At 59.0% G+C, this 15,681-nt stretch carries 12 protein-coding genes and 1 pseudogene; 9 read left to right on the top strand and 4 right to left on the bottom strand.

The genetic code is table 11. The annotated features are described in order from the left end of the window. The first annotated feature begins 297 nt into the window (after positions 1–297). Positions 298–1,290, top strand: a complete 993-nt coding sequence (locus ACNJYB_RS37800) for an AraC family transcriptional regulator (protein WP_439371682.1) — start codon at positions 298–300, stop codon at positions 1,288–1,290. A 59-nt stretch (positions 1,291–1,349) separates the two neighbouring features. On the opposite strand, the gene ACNJYB_RS37795 is transcribed toward ACNJYB_RS37800, so the two are convergent. Further along, entirely contained in the window at positions 1,350–1,925 is a 576-nt protein-coding gene (locus ACNJYB_RS37795; protein ID WP_439371681.1) for a hypothetical protein, read from the bottom strand. Positions 1,926–2,191: 266 nt separating this feature from the next. Here ACNJYB_RS37795 and ACNJYB_RS37790 point away from each other — a divergent pair, with 266 nt between their 5' ends. From ACNJYB_RS37790 to ACNJYB_RS37765, 6 genes are all read left to right on the top strand, one after another. Beyond that, positions 2,192–3,361 (top strand): sensor histidine kinase, encoded by a 1,170-nt coding sequence (locus tag ACNJYB_RS37790; RefSeq protein WP_439371680.1) that lies wholly within the window; start codon positions 2,192–2,194, stop codon positions 3,359–3,361. A gap of 696 nt (positions 3,362–4,057) precedes the next feature. Next, complete coding sequence (locus tag ACNJYB_RS37785; protein WP_439375747.1) at positions 4,058–4,633, top strand: tyrosine-type recombinase/integrase; 576 nt, start codon at positions 4,058–4,060, stop codon at positions 4,631–4,633. A 74-nt stretch (positions 4,634–4,707) separates the two neighbouring features. Next, the gene (locus ACNJYB_RS37780; RefSeq protein ID WP_439371679.1) at positions 4,708–5,703 is read left to right on the top strand and encodes a hypothetical protein; all 996 of its coding nucleotides are present in this window, start codon (positions 4,708–4,710) and stop codon (positions 5,701–5,703) included. A gap of 191 nt (positions 5,704–5,894) precedes the next feature. Beyond that, positions 5,895–6,761, top strand: coding sequence for a hypothetical protein (locus tag ACNJYB_RS37775; RefSeq protein WP_439371678.1), 867 nt, complete (start codon positions 5,895–5,897; stop codon positions 6,759–6,761). 95 nt (positions 6,762–6,856) lie between these two features. Then, positions 6,857–7,186, top strand: a complete 330-nt coding sequence (locus ACNJYB_RS37770; RefSeq protein WP_439371677.1) for a DUF3768 domain-containing protein — start codon at positions 6,857–6,859, stop codon at positions 7,184–7,186. Positions 7,187–7,563: 377 nt separating this feature from the next. Beyond that, positions 7,564–8,058, top strand: coding sequence for a hypothetical protein (locus ACNJYB_RS37765; protein WP_439371676.1), 495 nt, complete (start codon positions 7,564–7,566; stop codon positions 8,056–8,058). Positions 8,059–8,575: 517 nt separating this feature from the next. Here the strand turns inward: ACNJYB_RS37765 and ACNJYB_RS37760 are convergent. The 3 genes and pseudogenes from ACNJYB_RS37760 to ACNJYB_RS37750 all read right to left on the bottom strand — a co-directional run. Next, positions 8,576–9,318, bottom strand: a pseudogene (locus tag ACNJYB_RS37760) (IS630 family transposase); the annotation flags it as partial. Positions 9,319–9,731: 413 nt separating this feature from the next. Further along, positions 9,732–10,913 (bottom strand): IS91 family transposase, encoded by a 1,182-nt coding sequence (locus ACNJYB_RS37755; protein ID WP_439375460.1) that lies wholly within the window; start codon positions 10,911–10,913, stop codon positions 9,732–9,734. Between the two features lie 6 nt (positions 10,914–10,919). Next, on the bottom strand, positions 10,920–11,780 hold the full coding sequence (locus ACNJYB_RS37750; protein WP_439368084.1) for a tyrosine-type recombinase/integrase: 861 nt from the start codon (positions 11,778–11,780) through the stop codon (positions 10,920–10,922). Between the two features lie 539 nt (positions 11,781–12,319). On the opposite strand from ACNJYB_RS37750, the gene ACNJYB_RS37745 reads away from it, so the two are divergent. Next, on the top strand, positions 12,320–13,492 hold the full coding sequence (locus tag ACNJYB_RS37745) for an ABC transporter substrate-binding protein (protein ID WP_439371675.1): 1,173 nt from the start codon (positions 12,320–12,322) through the stop codon (positions 13,490–13,492). Between the two features lie 701 nt (positions 13,493–14,193). After that, entirely contained in the window at positions 14,194–15,573 is a 1,380-nt protein-coding gene (gene ltrA, locus ACNJYB_RS37740; protein ID WP_439368749.1) for a group II intron reverse transcriptase/maturase, read from the top strand. The last annotated feature ends 108 nt before the right edge of the window (positions 15,574–15,681 follow it).

The following is a 15,681-nucleotide window of genomic DNA, read 5'->3' as shown; positions in this document are numbered from 1 at the left end:
TGTTCAAACTGGATCCGACGGCAGCAATTTGAAATAGAACTATTGCAATCATTTCCTCTTAAAGGAGAGATTAGCTCGCTACATTTGCAATCAAAAATTGCCGTAATTTTCTGGTCGCCACGTGAGCCAGTTCACATCAGCATCAATCACAGGTGAATGAGACTAGCAGACAAATGAAGTAGCTTCTTGGAATCTTGCGTACCTGAGGAGATGTCGGTGCGCGAATTGCAAACTACGGATACCGGCAGCTGGCCTGCCGCATTTTGACACAATAGCTTATCAAGGCTGGAGATCCTCATGTCTCTGGACGCAGCCCATTTCGTATCGCATCGATTCTCGACGCGCGAGCATCCGGAGCGGATGCGACTTCCACTATGGCGCGAGAGGTTTGTGCGGGGAATAGTTCATGTCGATATTGAACCTCTGACGGACGTGCCGTTTCAAGCCGACGCAACATTGCAAGCGCTCCGGGGTCTACGCACGCTCGCACTGAAAGGCTCGCCCATGCGCTTCGCGCGCTTGCGGGCGAGCGTTGCTGACGGCGATGACTCGATCGGCCTTATCGTCTCCTTACCCGGCAAAAGTCGTTTGTCGCAGCGCGGCCGGGACATCGAGCTTTGCGCCGGCGACGCTACCTCGATTCTGCATTCGGAGCCCGCGACTGTCACCTATATCGACGGAATACTATTTGGTCTGGCGGTACCCCGCGAGGCACTTGCGCAGCGCGTGACCGACATCGAGAGCCTCGCAATACGGCCGATTCCTCAGCGAAATGAAGCACTCCGCCTCCTCATGGCCTATCTGAAGTCGGCATTTAAGGAGGGGCCTCTGGCCCGCCCCAAGCTGCGTGATGCGGTCGTAGCTCACACCTGTGATCTTGTTGCGCTCGCGGTCAGCGAGTGCGCCCCCTTGGGCGAGAGCGATGCGAGTGCGATCGTGGCCGCGCGCCACAGCGCCGTACTCGACTACATCGCGGCACACTTTCAGAAGCCCGGGCTTAGCGTCGAGGAGGTCGCTCATCGCCAAGGCATTTCACCTCGCTATCTGCAGCGCCTGATGGCGTCATCAGGATCATCGTTCACCGGGCATGTGAATGAGCTACGTCTCCAACTTGCGTTCAAACTGTTAACCGAGGCGCGCGTCAGCGCGCAGCTAATTTCCGATATCGCGCTCGAGGTAGGCTTCTCGGATGTTTCGCATTTCAATCGCCTGTTCCGAGCTCGCTTTGGCGATTCGCCGCGTGGGGTTCGTTACGCCAGCGAGGATCCCGGCCGAGCCACGTGCCCCTGATCGGCGCGTGCGCGACATCTTGCTAGCGAATGTCCGCATTCCCGCCTAGGGATTTGGAGCTATCCGCCTGGCAGTAGACCTATTATGCTCACATTCAGTTTTGTCGAGTTTGACCCATCGCGGCCCCGGAGCAGTTTGAGAAATTGGTCTTCGTCGCCCGCTTTCCTGCGCCGGCCGGTCGCGATCGGAACAATGACCTCGTCATCTGCATGACCGATAGAGCGGTCGTTGGAGGCTATATGCTGCCGCAAAAGCAGCGAAAACCTGTCTATCGAATTGATCTTACGATCGACGAGCAGCTGATTAAACGCCCCCAGAGCTGTGTTCGGAAAGAACATCCACCGCCGAGTACCTTCCTGGGAAGCAACGCGCCGCGACATAATGCCGAGGAAGAATGAGAATAGCAGGATTTTTCGGGCACCGAGATCATCTTCCTTGTGATAAGCTGTGGCATGGACCGCGCGATGCAGCTCCGACATTTGAAAGAAGCCGAGCGGCACATAGCTCAAGGCGAGCGCCACATCTTTGAGCAGGAGGGACGGATAGGGTTCATGGTTCGTCAGGGCTATGACGCCGGCGAGGCGCGGAAGCTGCTCGATAATTTCAAGGCCTCTCAAATGCAGCACCTGCAGCATCGAGACCGCATCCTCAGAGAACTACAGCAGTAATGAAGGCAACGGCGCTCAAGTGCGGCTGCGAGCCAGGTAAGCGGACTCGGCTTCGATACTTACTTGGCGAATGCTAGGCTGTTTACTGTGAAATGGGCCATAGCTGCGACGTAGGCCTTGTCCGCTATAGCGGCCATTTTCGTGCGGCAGCGCAATAAGCTAACTGGACCGATGAGAGATTGGCTTCAGCAACTGTCTCTGGCACTTTTCGGACTGCGTGGCATTGGAAGTAAATGAAAGAACTGGCGCCCGGAATGAACGAAGGTGGCTCGCTGGATAGGCTCCGGCGCCACATCCGCATTCTGGTCGATATCGGGCGACTCGGGGGTGAAAAGGTAGATCTGCATCGCTTTCTAAATCAAGCGGTCGTTCAAGTCGCGCGCGCAGTAGAGATACACCACGTAAAGATTCTCCAATATCGTCCGCACTCCTCAGATCTCCTCCTAGTCGCAGGTGTGGGATGGAAGGATGGGGTCGTAGGGACCGCGACCTTATCGGCCGACCTACGCTCTCCACCCGGGCGCTCGTTTCAGACGGCAGAACCCGTCACCGTCCAAAATCTCGGTGAACAACAAGAATACATTCATTCGGATCTTCTGAAGGAGCATGGCATCATCTCGTTGACCAACGTTCCTGTGCTTATAGATGGTGCAGCCTGGGGTGTGCTCGAAGTGGACAGCACCAAGGCGAGAGAGTTCACCGAGGACACGACCGATTTTCTGACCGCCGCTGCCGCGCTGATAGGAGCCGTACTTCGCCACTATGCGCGGCCGGATGAAGAAGCGCGCTTGATCGCTGCTGCCGCCGAAGCTCAAAGGCGAGAAGTGCTACTTCGGGAAATGCAACATCGCGTCAAGAATAACTTTCAGCTCGTTTTATCTTCTATCTCCCTCCAAAAGCGCCGGCATCAGAGCACAGAGGTTCATCGCGAGCTGGATCATGTCGCTAGCCGTATCAACGCCATCTCGCTGGCGCATGATCAACTCGCCCCTCGACACGATGGCCATAATGTAAACCTATCATCTTACATACGCGCACTTTGCAGCGCGATCCGTCAGCAGGTTGAAGGAGTCGAAATCGATGTCGAGTGCGACGAGCTCGAACTGAGCATCGACCGAGCATTGCCGGTCGGTCTCATCCTAAATGAGACTGCAATGAACAGCATTAAACATGCATTCGACCGGAACGGCGGCAGGATCAAGGTGCACTTGGTAGGCGGCGTCGGCTACGGCGAGGCCCGTCTAACTGTGTCCGACAATGGGTGTGGCATCCAGAAATCGAACGAGCATGGATCGGGTCTTAAGCTGATCGCATCGCTTGCCAAACAAATCGGTGGCGACGTTCAGCAGCAAAGTGCCGATACGGGCACAACAACGACGCTCACGTTTCCGTTGATGACGTGAACCATTCGGACCAAGGTTGAGCGGTTCTTCAACAGGATCAAGCAATGCCGTCGGGTGGCAACGCGCTACCATAGGCTCGCCGCCAACTACCTTGCATTTATTCAACTCGCGTCAATCCGGTTGTGGCTGCGCCTTAATGAGTCCGCGCCCTACCTAGGGGCCTCATCATTTCTTGAAGCCTAGCTTGCCTTCCGTGTTTACTAGCCGAATTCGAAGAAGATCCTATCGTAGGTTGCTTAGGGGGAAATACAGTTCGACTATCGAATTCCACGTACGTCGTTCCATTTTGCGCAGCCATGCTCGCTGCTCCTTAACCTCATCTTCGACGAGATTGGTTTCAGATCCAACCTCCTCCTCCTCGCCAGGGGACGCAGTTTATTGACACCCTAAGTACTGGCCGTCCGCATCTGGATGGCAAGTGCGTAGACCCTCACGGGCGACAGCTGATCCGTGCCTTGGAAGGCTCCCTCCTCTCTTGTTTATGATAATGATTTACAAGATCGCGTCATGTCGCCTCGCGAGCTATCCAGATCGCACTCATAAGCAAACTCTCAAAGCCTCATCAGTCGCCGAGCACCTCTCATCCGGATGCACTGATCTCGTCCGAAAGCTCGTCGCTCGACGAACTGATAAGCATTTATTGTGTTGCGGCGAGACTAGTCGAATTGCTAGAATCTGGCATTCGGTTTGATCGACATGGCAGGCAAGCAAGCCAAGATCCTTTCTGATCAAGCGGCGCGAGACTTGCTCTTCTTCGCCGGCACGACCCGGCACCCGGATAGAAATCGCGTTATCGTCCTCTTGTCGCTGAAGGCAGGCTTGCGCGCCGCCGAGATTGCCAAGCTGACATGGGATATGGTTGAAGGCGCCGAAGGCGAGATCGGCGCGACAATCGAGGTACGGGATAGCGTCGCAAAAAGGCGACACGGCCGCCGAATCCCGGTCCAACAGGATCTGCGACAGGCACTCATCGCGTTACGAAAGCTATCTCCGGGAAACGGCCCAATCGCGCGATCTGAACGCGGCGGACCGATGACGCCACTCAGCATCGTGGTCTGGTTCAATCGCGCGTTTCAAGCGATTGGCCTCAGCGGCTGCTCCTCTCATTCCGGACGACGAACCTTCATTACGCGAGCCGCACGGCTCGTTCACAAGGCCGGCGGCTCCCTAAGGGATGTCCAGCTCCTGGCCGGCCACCGTTCGATCCAAACGACCGAGCGGTATATTGATGGCGACAGCGACACCCAGAGGAGGCTGGTATCTTTGATTTAGCGAAGTCCCGATCATTGGCAGTGCCGGCGCAACTCCGCCGTCCGACCGGAGCGGCGGTCAGATCCGCGGCCAGCTTGATCGGCGCCATTTGCCGAAATGGCACTGGCCTGCCCTCGTTGGCGCCTCAGATCAGCGTCAGCTCACCAGATCCGGACCTCCATCAGATCGTGCGCGCTCGAAACACACCGCCGCTATTTGACTGGATGGTGGAGACCTTCAGCTTCCAGGGGATTTCGGACAGGGTGGCCGCGTCTTATCTTCACGCCCATGGCGGCATCACCTGGCATGAGATCAGCCAAATGGTGCGTGATCCCGCTTGCCCCCTGTTAGACAGTTATTGGACCTACGAGAGCTGCCGGTACGACAAGACTCGGCGCACGTGCAGCCACCCCCGCTACATCCGCCGGTGCCCCGTTCCCAAGGCGCCACTGAGAAATGGTCATCTCAACCAGACCGCGTTCAGCTTCTTTCTGTTTGTCAGAGATGTCGCCGATTCCGATCTTTTTGGGTGGATCGATGACCAGCTCGCGGCGACGGGCGAACTGGGCGATCGGTCCGCTCAAGAGGCGTTAGTCGGTCCGACCCGTCATGTTTTTGGAGTTTCGGACAAGGTTCTGACGATGACGCTTTCATCCGTTTTGATGGCAGATCGCGAGGCCCGTCCTGATTGGTATGCAGTGGGCATTGCCATGATCGTCGTGGATCGGCTGGTTCACAACTTTCTGGTCCGAACCGGGATTTTGGAGCAACTTGGCATGGTTCATCCGTACGGTCCCCGTTGCTATGCAGCCGGCGGCTGCGCCGAGGTCTTGCGGCGCGTCTCGGCGCAGATCGACGCGCGCCAGTTTGATGGTGATTTTCCGGCGGATTTTCCGCGCTTTGTTCAGCACGCTCTTTGGCGTTACTGCGCTGCTGACGGTTTGAACGTCTGCAACGGCAACAATATTGATGATCGCAAGTCATGCGATCTGTCGTCGTGTATTGTTCACAGTAATTGCGCCAAAAAAAGCGCTAAAATTACAGTAATCACGCTCTGTTTTTGCGTAGTTTTGATGCATTTAAAGTATTGATATTATTGCAGTTTTGGCGCTTCTGCTTTATTATACTTGCGGCGAGATGGTTTGAACACTCTTCTCGTCTTCAACAAAGGAGTCGTCCAATGACAAGACCGCCATTGCCGGGACCATCCCGCAGGACCACCGACAACGCCGTTTCAGAAAGGGACCCAAATCGGGCCCCTTCGGCTTTTCAGGAGGGCAAAATGGCCAGGCCCAATCTTACGAACCAAAAGACACTCCCCGCCTCGGCAATCATCGTTTACGGGATCGACGCGACCGGCAAGCCGAAGGCCGGCCGGTTTCCGGAGCGCCAGGCGGCGGCGGCCAAAAAGGCCGCGCGCTCACTCAAGCTCGCTGTTTGCAACGTCGATCGACCAGCTCTTGTCGAAATCGTCGCAAAAATTCCGGTCGGACGCGTTCACGACCAAGGCAGAGCGCTTCTGCCCTACATCAAACGCAGCTTGTACGACGAGCTCGCGGCCGCCGTTCTTCCGGCGAGATCAAGTGCCGCCGCGGCAACAAAGGCCCCTCCAACGAAGGCGATGGAGGCAGCAAAGTCCCGGTCCAAGGTCTTTATCCTCCTCGGCTTCGATGAAAACCAAAAGCCACGCGGCGCGCGATACCGCACGTCCAACGAAGAGGAACTCATCAAACTATCGAAGGAGACGGCGCTCAATCTGTACGAGCTGAAATCGGCCGATTCAATCAGCTTGGCGGGCGCTCTCCCGGCTGGAAAACTCCCAACCACCGGTGCCACCTCTGTCCCTGAGATCCGCCAAGCCCTGTACAGTGAAGTCGTCGTGGGCATTTCGGACGACGCGGCCACAGTACCCCGAGACAAGCTCGGCGGCCCTCTGCCTCCTCAGAAGGGATCTCCCGAAAGCTGGGAAATCATCGAGACCGGGCATCTCGTCATCGCCCAGGAATCTCCCGAATATGGTTGGGCCGAGGCGATTGTTGTCGACCGCAAGGATGGCCTGTTGACCCTCCGCTATCGCGACTATCCAAAGCTACCCAAATTCTACCGGAACTATCGCGCGGTCGCACTGCTAAGCCGCGGCAGCAAGTAAAGCTACGCGCTGCAAGCCAGAATGGCGCGAGTTCGGCTCGCGCCGTTCCAATTACCTCCCGCCCCTTCCATCATCCATCATCAATAGGAGCAACCATGTCCTTGGACACGGATCGGATACGTGCGCTTAACGACGAGCTACGTCAACATTTGCTCGGCGGCAACGCCGTCATGACCGCCGCCATCGCTGCGCTTGGGTCAGACGCAGTCAGGCGCTTGGTCCGCACCATCTCGGTTTTCGACGACTTTTGCCACGCCAACGATCCTCACGAAGAGCACGACTTTGGCATGTTCGATTTTGAGGGAGCTCAAGTCATCTTCAAGATCGACTATTACGACTCATCAATGACCGGTCACTCACCAAATCCTGCTGATCCAGCAGTCACGACGCGAGTGATCACGTTGATGCTTGCCGAAGAGTATTGAACAGGGGCGCGCGCGCTGTTCGCTCCTAATTTTTCACCGACCCTCGTCAGCGAGAAGCTGGGGGCGCGGAGCAGAGAGCATCAGCAATCCTAGCCATAACCAGCAGGCTTGGATTCCGCGTTCAGCTTTTCATCGCGCGGACGTAGGTAGCTCGGCCTCGAACGCCAGTTGCTCTTGAGTAACGTGCTTTTTACGCCCGAGACGGCCGTCGGTATGCCCGCCCTCCGCGGGCACTCTCGCTGACAAATTCGTTCAACAAATCTCGGAAAAAGCGAGCTCGAAAAATCTCTCGAAGCTTGAGATATTTTCGCCTCGAACATCGCCTGAAGCATCGCTTGCGATACTAATTTTGAGCATCGCCAATCTAGGAGGTGCTCATGAAATCGTCAGTAGCGTCGTCGGGACTGTCCGCCCAGAAGGTCGTTGCCCAGATTCGCAAAGTGAGGAAAGCAGCGGAAAAGGCGTCAGAGAACAACGGGCGGTTCGCCGCGCACAAGTACTTGCGGGCTGTTTTGCGCGCCTACAGGTATTTTGAGACCACCAATCTGTTGCCTCATCTCATCGAGGTCGCGCCCAGCATGCTGATGACGCCGGTGCGCGCAAACTGGCATTCTTTACGGATGATCATAGAGGCGACCTGCATTCAACCGGATTTGCGCATGCGGAGCCGCTGGACCAGAGCTTTGGAATACGCTCTTGCGGAAGACATCGATCCGAAGGAATTGCCCCGCTTCATTCGAGCCCACAATGGAATCGCAGGATGCGCCGACTTGGCAAGCAAGACAAAGCCAAAACGCTTCTCGCCGGATACAAGCGACCGCCCTGCACCCGTCCTTTTGCGCCACATCTCGGCAGCATCCATTCACGAATGACGTGGCCAAGGACCCTTTAGAGTCAACCCGCTTGACCAATCTGCCCAGCGAAATCCCTTGTCTTAATCTATATCGTGAAAACCTTAGCGCAATGAGCGTCGCCAATCTCGTCCTCAACACAGCAGCCTTTCCTGTTGATTCTGTCTAGGTAGCCCCCTCCGAGAACTTCCCCGAGGCGAACGGAGACGGCTGGATGGGCGCGCTTTGGCAGCTCGCCTCATGCACACCAGCTTCGACGGCGTGGCGACACGGTGGCGACACGGCTGAAAATAGGAAAGCCGCCCACGGGGGCGGCTTTCCAAATACACCGTATGGTCCGATGCTTAGCTGGTTGCGGGGAGGCGCAACACCCGATTATTGCGATTGATTGAACAAGAGATTCCTAAGCTTGCATAACTGTTACCGACCGGGCCGCTGGTTCAGCGCCACCACGGGCCAAGCAAACTCAATGACTTACTGGTGAGACCCTCGCGATTATCTGGCTGAGAATGGGCACTCGTCGGAGATCGTAGTGCTTCCCTTGGCTTAACCTCAGCTCGCGTATGCGTGGCCCTTTGTGGCTGGACAGGTTGCCCATGATGACGATGGCGTGTTCGGGCAGCTCGGGGACGAGCACTTTTTCGACATAGGTCTCAAAGGCGTCGCGGTTGATGGGTCCATCGAGCACCCAAGGAGCGATGATGCCGTGTGTGGTGAGAGCAGCTACGCATGTTGTCGTTTTCCAGTGACCGTGAGGGATGCTAGCCCGTAGGCGTTCACCGCGCCTGCAGCGGCCGTGCGTTCGCGCCATGTTGGTCGATGCCCAGGTCTCATCAATGAAGACGAGGCGATCCCGGTCGAGCTTGTCCTGACCCTCGCGCCAGGCCTCACGGCTCTTCAAAACGTCCGGACGTTTCTGCTCTGCGGCATGAGCCGTCTTTTTTTGCGCGTGATCTTGTGACGCTCGAAGAAGCGGCGGATCGTGCCATAGCCGAAGGATAGGCCTTTGCTCAAGCCATGCCGCAATTCCTCGATGGTGATATCGGGCGAAGCCTCGAGCAGATCCATGATCGTCGCCTGATGGGCATCGATCCGGTGAGATTTGCGGTCGCCGCCTTGGGCCTTCGGCAGGGCATCGCCTTGCTCCCGCTCGCGCGTTCGCCAACGGCTTACGCTGGCCGGGCTCACTCCAAATCGCGCAGCAGCCTGCCGGCCTGAAACGCCGCCTTCAATACAGCCGAGAACACGTTCGCGAAGATCCATCGACAGCGGTTTCGCCATGCTCGCCGGCCTCCGATCCCGGCAAACAGCTTGAATCAGGAAACCACTGATTTGGGAATCTTGAGGGTTCTGTGAGGTCGCGTGGCAGGCGCGAGCCGCGCGCTCTGTGGTGCGTGCGACCTCATAGAAGCCGGATTGAACGAAGCTGCGGAGTTGTGGGCGCTATGGGAATAGTGCAGCGGGTGCGGCTGCGGGGAACGCTCGCCTGTGGTCGCCGCGCGTCCGCGAGTCATTCATCGGATGTGAGGGGCCCGATTGATCGGGCCAAGGGCGCGATCCAGCGAGCGATTTGCAGCGCTGGGATGCGCTACCGAACGATTGGCGGGGTGTTCGGTGACGAGCGCGGCCACGGCGACTTCGGACGTTGCCACCAAGAAGGTGATTACGGAAGGGGTGGATGGTACAGACGCTGGTCATGACGTATCACAATGAAACGGCTGGTCGCGCGCGCAGGCTCGCGGGACGATATCGACGCGCCGCATGGTGCCGCCACAATGCGGGCAGACGGGGATCTCGCATTTGGTGAGGGGATCGGCGCCGGCTTCTTGATCAGTCGGAGCGTTGCGGACAGCAAGGAGTTGACGGCAGAAAGCGATTTTATCGTTGCGTCCGCCATTGGCGAGGAAACCATAGTGGCGGATGCGGTGGAAGCTGTCCGGCAGGGTGTGCAGGAGAAAGCGACGAATGAACTCATCGGCCTTAAGCGTCATCACTTTGGTTTTACGATTCTGCCGATAGTCCTTCCAGGCAAAGCTCACCTTGCCGTCGGCAAGCGAGATCAGCCTACTGTTGGCGATGGCGACGCGATGCGTATAGCGGCCGAGATAAGCCAGCACCTGTTCGGGCCCACCGAATGGCGGCTTGGCATAGACGACCCAGTCGGTCCATCGAAGTTGAGCGAGGCGCTCGGCGAATGCGGCGGGATCGGCGAGACGGGCGAGATCGCCAAAGAAGCCCAACTGGCCAGCCGCGAAGGCAGCTTGCAGCTCTTGCAGAAACAGGCGGCGGAACAGCCTGGAGAGGACGCGCACCGGCAGGAAGAAGCCGGGCCGGCAAGCGACCCAGTGTGTGCCGTCGAGTGAAGGTCCACCACCAGGCACGACGCAGTGGATATGCGGATGGTGTTGCAGGGTTTGACCCCAAGTATGGAGGACGGCGGTCAGACCGAGCTGAGCGCCGAGATGCTTGGGGTCGGCCGCGATGGTGGTGAGCGTCTCGGCCGCGCAGCGGAACAGAATGGCATAGACCACCGCCTTGTTCTGGAAAGCAATCTCTCTGGCCGGCGCCGGCAAGGTGAAGACGACGTGGAAGTATGGCACGGGAAGGAGTTCGGATTGTCGCTCGGCAAGCCATTGCGCGCGCGCCGAGCCTTGGCACTTCGGGCAATGCCGATTGCGACAGGAGTTGTAGGCGATCCGGGTGGCACCGCAGTCGTCGCATTGCTCGATGTGGCCGCCAAGCACAGCCGTCCGGCATGCCGTGATCGCGCCCATGACGCGCCGCTCGACGCGACCCAGATGTCCGGCACGAGCTTGCCGAAACGCTTCGCCGTGGCGGCGGAAGATATCCGCCACTTCCAGAACTGGAGTCATCAGGTCCGCTCAGCCGGGCGGCACGACCTCCAGGCGGAGCCGGTCAAGCGGACTTGGCGTATTGCTGATGGTCTTTGTGGCGACTTGGGTATAGCGCGCCGTGCTCTGCAGACTGGCATGGCCGAGCAGCACCTGGATGATGCGCACGTCGGCCCCGTTCTCCAGGAGATGGGTCGCGAATGTGTGCCGCAGCGTATGCACTGTCACCGACTTGCTCAAGCCGGCCGCCGTACAGGCTGAACGGCAGGCGGCGTGCAGCACGTTAGGGACGAGCGGACGCTCGTCGTCGCGGCCGGGAAATAGCCATCGTTTGGGCCGAGTGAGCCGCCAATACGTCCGCAGAATCCTCAAAAGCTGCGGCGAGAGCATAACGTAACGGTCCTTGCCGCCCTTGCCGTGCTCGACCCGGATCAACATCCGCTGGCTATCAATGTCGACAACCTTCAAGAGGACCACTTCCGATACGCGCAAGCCTGCGGCATAGACGGTGGTCAGCGCGGTACGGCTCTTGAGGCTTGGGATTGCTTCCAGGAAGCGCACGACCTCGTCGGCGCTCAGCACCACCGGCAGTTTGCGCGGTTTACGCGCATAGGCGATGCGCTCCGGAACGGTGTCATGACCCAGCGTCACACCGTAGAAAAACCGCAGTGCGCAGACGATCTGGTTCAGCGCCGGCCAGGACATCCCCGTCGCAACCAGATGAACCTGGAAAGCACGGATATCCTCCAGGTCGAGGCGGTCAGGAGAACGACCGAAATATCGGCTCAACTTCGCTACGGCGTTGAGGTAGGATTGCTGCGTCGCCGGTGACAGATTGCGGACCGTCATGTCCTCGATCATGCGGCGGCGAAGTGGGCTGATCTCAGCCATCGGAAAACCTCCTGTCTAAAGGGTTGGGCTTCGAAAACCCGCAATCCTCTCAGACAGGAGGCAATCCTTGCTATGCCTCCCTACATGCCGCGCCAGCGGCTTCGTTCAATCCCTTCCGATTCAATAAATCCGTGAACCGCTCTAGACAGCGCCCCGGCTTTGAGCCGTGCCTATGATTATAGGAGCGGGGTGAGATAACGACGACACGCCGCACCTTCTCCATCTCGGGAGGCACGCGAGCCATATCATAGTCGCACATAAGGATACGGCCCCGCTCGGGCACAAAGTTGATAGGCAAGCGTGCATCCCCCAAAAACGTAATATTTGGTTGCATCTATGCCTAAATGCAAATCACTTAACCAAGTGTCAACACGTATATAGGTCCCATTATAATTCTTGCCATCTCCGATTGGGGCGAAATATGGTGCAGGGGCAGGCGCTGAGCCATTGGCGGCTCGACAGATTTTGCGTTCAATAGAGACAGGCCCGGGGCGGCGATCACCCCGCTTCCGGGACCAATAATAGGGAGGGGAGTGGTTATGAGGACGTCATTCTGGCTGGCGGGTGCGGCGGCGCTGGTGCTGGCGAGCCCGGCAGTCGCCGGCGACACCATCAAGATCGGCTTCGTCTCGACCTTCAGCGGTCCGACCGCCGTGATCGGCAACGACATGCGCAACTCATTCGAGCTCGCGCTCGACCATCTCGGCCGCAAGATGGACGGCAAGCCGGTCGAGGTGATCTACGAGGACGATGGCCAGAAGCCGGATGTCGGCAAGCAGAAGACCGAGAAGCTGGTGCAGTCCGACAAGGTCGATTTCATCGTCGGCTACATCTGGTCGAACGTGCTGCTGGCCTCGCTCAAGACCGCGGTGGATTCGAAGACCTTCCTGATCTCGGCCAATGCCGGGCCGTCGCAGCTCGCGGGCGAGCTGTGCTCGCCTTACGTGTTCTCGACCTCGTGGCAGAACGACCAGACCCCGCAGGCCATGGGCCTCTACATGAACCAGAAGGGCGTCAAGAGCGTCTTCCTGATCGGGCCGAACTATGCGGCCGGCAAGGACATGCTCGCGGGCCTCAAGAACACCTTCAAGGGTGAGATCAAGGGCGAGGAATACACGGTCTGGCCGAGCCAGCTCGACTTCTCCGCCGAGCTCTCCAAGGCCCGCGCTTCCGGCGCCGAGTCGATCTTCGTGTTCTATCCCGGTGCCGCCGGCGTGCAGTTCCTCAACCAATATGCGCAGGCCGGCCTGAAGAGCACGATGCCGCTCTACACCGCCTTCACCATCGACGAGCTGTCGCTGCCGCTGCAGAAGGAGAACGCCCTCGGCGTGCCCGGCGCGCAGGAATGGGTGAACGACCTGCCCAACGAGCAGAACAAGCGCTTCGTCGCCGACTATCGCAAGAAGCATCCCGGCCTGCGACCGACCTACTACGGCGCCCAGACCTATGACGCCGCCCAGCTCATCAACAGCGCCGTGGTCGCGGTGAAGGGCGACACCAGCAAGAAGGACGCGATGAAGGCCGAGATGGAGAAGGCCAACTTCAAGTCGCTGCGCGGCGCGTTCAAATACGGCAACAACCACATCCCGGTGCAGAGCTTCTATCTCCAGGACGTGGTCAAGGACGCCGAAGGCCAGCTCGCGCTGAAGACCGTCGCGACGATCGTCGAGAACGACCAGGATCGTTTCCACGACAAGTGCCCGATGAAGTGAGCTCTCGCTCTTCCCCTCTCCCCGCGCTTGTCCGCCGAAGCTTTTGCGTAGGCGGATGCGGGAGAGGGTCGGGGAGAGGGGAGTCTCCGCGGGGACGGTAGACGTTAAGTTCGCAATGACTCACCACGTCGTCATTGCGAGCACACCGAAGCAATCCAGAGTCTTTCCGCGGAGGGATTCTGGATTGCTTGTGCGCCAGGCAAGCTGGCGTGGTCCAACCGGTGGAAGTCCGGTCCGGGTAAGCGGTAGCGAGCGCCCGGTAGTGAGTGTTGCGTGGCCGTCGGCAACGGCGGCTGCGAAGCGTACACAACGATGCTGTGGGGTGGGCTATTGAGCCGCGAAAGACAGAAACTCGCAGAGGCCGAGCCGGTAAGCAACGTCGAAGGCAACATGTGCGGCGCCGTTATGCGAGGCGCTGACGCTCTGCCGTGGTCGAAGACCCCATCACGCAGCAAAGGACCGCGTCGGAACCTGGGAGGTCCCGCATCTGACCGATGGCAACATGCCCCCAAGGTCCGCATCGGGAAGGCGAGGAGCCAAAGCCGATGACGAACGGATGCGGGAAGTCGGACGCGGCCGTAGTAGCGTCGAAGCCTGCGAACGAAGCGGAGCGATCCGCGGAGGAGTTGGTGGAGCGAAGGGCCGCGACCAAGGGGAATGCGGACCAGCAAAGCACGCCCCGGACGCCGAGCCGGACAAGCGTGACACAGGCGTTGGAACGCATACGGCGAACTGCAAGGGAAAGGAAGAAGGAGAGGTTCACTGCGCTGCTTCACCACATCACGCCTGAACTGCTCGAGGCGGAGTTCTTCGCGCTGAAGAAGCATGCCGCGCCGGGTGTGGACGGAATGATGTGGCGGAACTACGAGCAAGACCTCAAGGCCAATCTTGAGGACCTGCATGCTCGTGTTCACCGGGGAGCGTACCGGCCGCAGCCGTCGCGGCGGGTCCATATCCCGAAGCAGGATGGGCGGCAGCGACCGCTGGCGATTGCGTCCCTCGAGGACAAGATCGTTCAGCGGGCAACCGCTACGGTGCTCAACGCGATCTACGAGGAGGACTTCCTCGGGTTCTCGTATGGGTTCCGGCCCGGGCGCAGCGCGCACGATGCGATGGATGCGCTGCTGGTCGGAATCGAGAGCCGGCGGGTGAACTTCATTGTTGACGCCGATATCCGCTCGTTCTTCGACATGGTGGACCAGGAATGGCTCATCCGCTTCGTCGAACATCGGACCGGCGACCAGCGTATCATCCGTCTGATCCGCAAATGGCTCAAGGCGGGTGTTCTCGAAGAAGGAACGGTCAGGGTCAGCGAACAGGGGACGGCACAAGGGGCGGTGATCTCGCCGCTGCTTGCCAACATCTACCTGCACTATGCCCTCGATCTGTGGGCCGAACGCTTCAGACGGCGCGAGGCCGCGGGTGACATGATCATCGTGCGCTACGCTGACGACTTCATCGTCGGCTTCGAGCATGAGAATGAGGCCCGGCACTTCCTCGAAGAATTGCGCAAACGGCTGCAGGAGTTCGCGCTGTCACTGCACCCTGAGAAAACCCGGCTGATCGAGTTCGGACGTCATGCGGAGGACAACCGCAGGCGGCGCGGGCTCGGCAAGCCGGAGACCTTCAACTTCCTCGGCTTCACCTTCATCTGCAGCCGATCCAAGCAAGGCAAGTTCCAGATCAGGCGCAAGTCTCGCAAAGACCGCATGCGGGCGAAACTGCAAGCCGTGAAGCAGGGAATGCGACGGCGTATGCACCAGTCGGTGCTCGAACAGGGCAAATGGCTGCGGCAGGTCGTTACCGGGTACTTCAACTACCACGCGGTACCGACCAACAGCCGAGCGCTCAGCGCCTTCCGCTACTTCGTCACCGAACAATGGAGGCGGATGCTTCGGCGCCGCAGCCAGATTGACGGGACCACGTGGCAGCGGGTCGCGCGGCTTGCCTCCGACTTGCTCCCCAAGCCACAAATCCTCCATCCTTGGCCCCGAACACGCTTCACCGCTACTCACCCGAGGTGGGAGCCGTATGCGGGAAAGCCGCACGTACGGATCTGTGCGGGGGGCGCCCAGCAATGAGCGTCCCTACCGCGACCCCTGCGCTCGCAATGACAACGTGGCGAGAGCGTTGCCCTGGCGATCATATGACTCGCGTAGAGTACTCCTGAGCCGCCGCGCGGCGCGCGC

It is taken from the genome of Bradyrhizobium sp. SMVTL-02 (genome assembly GCF_051853005.1).
Classification (GTDB): domain Bacteria; phylum Pseudomonadota; class Alphaproteobacteria; order Rhizobiales; family Xanthobacteraceae; genus Bradyrhizobium.
Note: the sequence above shows the minus strand (reverse complement) of the source record. Positions and strands in the feature narration are given on the sequence as shown.